This is a genomic window from Microcystis sp. LE19-10.1B, from assembly GCF_027530565.1.
GTDB lineage: Bacteria > Cyanobacteriota > Cyanobacteriia > Cyanobacteriales > Microcystaceae > Microcystis > Microcystis aeruginosa.
Genome location: NZ_JAPZQM010000167.1, coordinates 1 through 2,823 on the forward strand (window position 1 = coordinate 1; position 2,823 = coordinate 2,823).

At 49.0% G+C, this 2,823-nt stretch carries 3 protein-coding genes; 2 read left to right on the forward strand and 1 reads right to left on the reverse strand.

The features are described from left to right. Positions 1-46 (reverse strand): helix-turn-helix domain-containing protein (locus tag O9332_RS27965; RefSeq protein ID WP_353737100.1); only part of this gene is annotated, 46 nt, incomplete at its 3' end. A 91-nt stretch (positions 47-137) separates the two neighbouring features. Between O9332_RS27965 and ggt the strand changes: the two genes are divergently transcribed. Both ggt and O9332_RS05875 read left to right on the forward strand, forming a co-directional pair. Next, positions 138-1,826 carry a gamma-glutamyltransferase gene (ggt, locus tag O9332_RS05870; protein WP_288024223.1) on the forward strand — a complete coding sequence of 563 codons (1,689 nt, stop codon included), beginning with the start codon at positions 138-140 and terminating at the stop codon, positions 1,824-1,826. Between the two features lie 499 nt (positions 1,827-2,325). Continuing rightward, positions 2,326-2,823 (forward strand): RNA-guided endonuclease InsQ/TnpB family protein (locus O9332_RS05875; RefSeq protein ID WP_288024225.1); only part of this gene is annotated, 498 nt, incomplete at its 3' end.

Sequence of the window (2,823 nt, forward strand, 5' to 3'; positions counted from 1 at the left end):
CTTGTTCGGGTGTGGGGTAAAATCGAAACGAATAGGCTTTTTCCATACCTCACATTTTAGCATATATTTCGTAAACGATGCTCATATTTAACAGTAAAGCCGTCGTAGAACGACGGGGTTTCAGACCCAAATTTTCGATGAAAATTCCCCGCACGTTTCTCTTGTTTTTCCTTGCGATCACCGTTAGTCAGAACGTGCGCGGTCAACTGCCAGAAAAAACCGCCGTGGGCAAAAACGGCATGGTGGTTACCAGTCAGGGGGAAGCTTCTAGAGTCGGTCTGGAAATTCTCCGCAAGGGTGGGAATGCGATCGATGCGGCCGTTGCCGTGGGTTACGCGCTTGCAGTCACCGAGCCTTGCTGTGGCAATCTAGGCGGTGGCGGCTTTATGCTGATCCGGTTAGCCAACGGCGAAAGCGTGTTTATCAATTTTCGAGAGACCGCACCTCTAGCCGCCACCGCCAATATGTACCTTGATCGCAATGGTGAGATTATCCCCGGCCGCAGTCGCAACGGCTATCTGGCGGTGGCGGTTCCTGGTACAGTGCGAGGTCTGGATCTGGCCTTACAGAAATACGGTACACGCTCGCGTCAACAAGTCATCGCCCCAGCGATCGCCCTTGCCAGACAGGGATTTATCCTGGGGACAGGAGATATAGAAATCCTCCGGAGAAGCGGTGAGAAGTTAAAAGATCCGAGTATGGCGGCGATTTTCCTGAAAAATGGTTCAAAACCCTACGAGGTAGGCGATCGCTTAGTACAGAAGAACCTCGCGCGCACTCTAGCCCAGATTGCTCGCGGCGGGCCAGCAGTTTTCTATGGGGGGGAAATCGGCGCGCAGGTGGTAGCGGAGAGTCGGAAACAGGGGGGAATTCTCAGTGCTGAAGACCTGGACACCTATCAGGCATTGGAACAGGAACCCCTACAATGCACCTATCGCGGTTACGATATCCTGACCGCGCCGCCACCTGGAGGAGGGATGACGGTGTGCTTGATGTTGAATATCCTACAAGGCTATGATCTCAAAGCTTCGGGATTCCGATCAACCGATACGGTTCATCGCTTTCTCGCTGCGATGTTGTTTGCCTACGTTGATCGCAATACCTATCTCGGCGATCCGAAATTTGTCCAGATTCCCCTAGAACGACTGCTATCGGCAGAATACGCCGCCTCCATCCGGGAGAAAATCCCAACCAAGCAGGCCGTAGATCCCCGTCCCTTCTATCAAACCATCATTCGAGAGGGCGATAGTACCACTCACTACTCGGTGATTGATCGCACCGGCAATGCGGTATCCGTCACCTATACGATCAACTCGTCTTTCGGGGCCGGAGTGATTGCGGGTGACACTGGCTTTGTACTCAATAATGAAATGGATGATTTCGTCAGTAAACTAGGTTCCCCCAACCAATTTGGGCTAATTCAGGGACGAGCGAATCGGATTGAACCGGGCAAGCGTCCCTTGAGTTCCATGTCTCCCACCATCGTGGTAAAAAATGGCCAGGTGGTACTGATTACCGGAAGCCCTGGCGGTTCCACCATCCCGACAACGGTATTACAGATGATCACCCATACGATCGACTACGGGATGACCGTTGCCGAAGCGGTGAACTATCCCCGATTCCATTATCAGGGAATGCCCGATCGGGTTTTGATCGAACCGAACGCGCTCGCTCCGAAGGTAGTGGCCGCTCTCGAAAAACGGGGCTATACCTTCCAACCTTTTCCGAAATGGGGATCGGCCGAGTCGATTGCGGTCGATCGCTCCCGAACCTTTACTGGTGCGGCCGATCAACGCAGAAACGCAGGCGAAGCGAGGGGATTTTAAGAAAGTACCCAAAAACGGGGTAAATGTCCCCATTTTTTCGATATAAACGGCAATTACCCCAGCAATTCTCATTTTGAAACGATTTTGCGTTGTTTCAGCGATCTAGAGATTCGTTAAGAATTATTAACCCCTCTAGGTGCAAGGGTTTTAATGTCATGAAACCTTAAAATGAGAATTGCTGCAATTACCCAAATCATAACCGGGTAAAGGCATAACGAGCGAGGAAAATTGCCGCCAGAATCCAGGTCACTAGGGACACTTCACGTCCCTTGCCGCTAAATACCCGATCGGGCGGGGTACAATCCATGTCAACAATTATCTCTCTCCCCCTTATCTTGGGGACGTTACTCGGACTTAGCGAACTATCCCGTCGTTACAGGTGGTTCGTGTTTGCCTTTTATGCGGTCATCGAAAATTTGGGTCTGAAACCCCGTCGTTCTACGACGGCTTTACCGTTAAATACTAGCGCATTTACACGATATATTCTAGAATGCGAGGTATGGAAAAAGCCTATTCGTTCCGATTTTACCTCACACCCGAACAAGAGTCGCTATTGCGGCGCACATTGGGCTGTGTAAGATTAGTTGACAATAAAGCTCTCCATCTCAGAACACAAGCTTGGTACGAAAAGCAAGAAAGAGTAGGCTACGCCCAAACTTCTTCAATGCTAACCGAGTGGAAAAAGCAAGAAGAATTAGACTTTCTTAATGAAGTAAGCTGTGTCCCCTTACAACAAGGGTTAAGACATTTACAAACAGCTTTTACTAATTTCTTTGCTGGTCGGACTAAGTATCCTAACTTTAAGAAAAAACATCAAGGAGGAAGTGCTGAATTTACTAAATCTGCTTTTAAGTTCAAAGACAAACAAATCTATTTAGCCAAATGCACAGAACCTTTACCTATTCGATGGTCAAGAAAAATACCAGAAAGCTGTGAACCAAGCACAGTAACAGTCAGATTACATCCTTCTGGACGTTGGCATATTTCAATTAGATTT

What these genes read in the sequence shown, in the direction of transcription:
- ggt (WP_288024223.1), top strand. Translation starts at nt 138, where the DNA reads ATGAAAATTCCCCGCACGTTTCTCTTGTTTTTCCTTGCGATCACCGTT.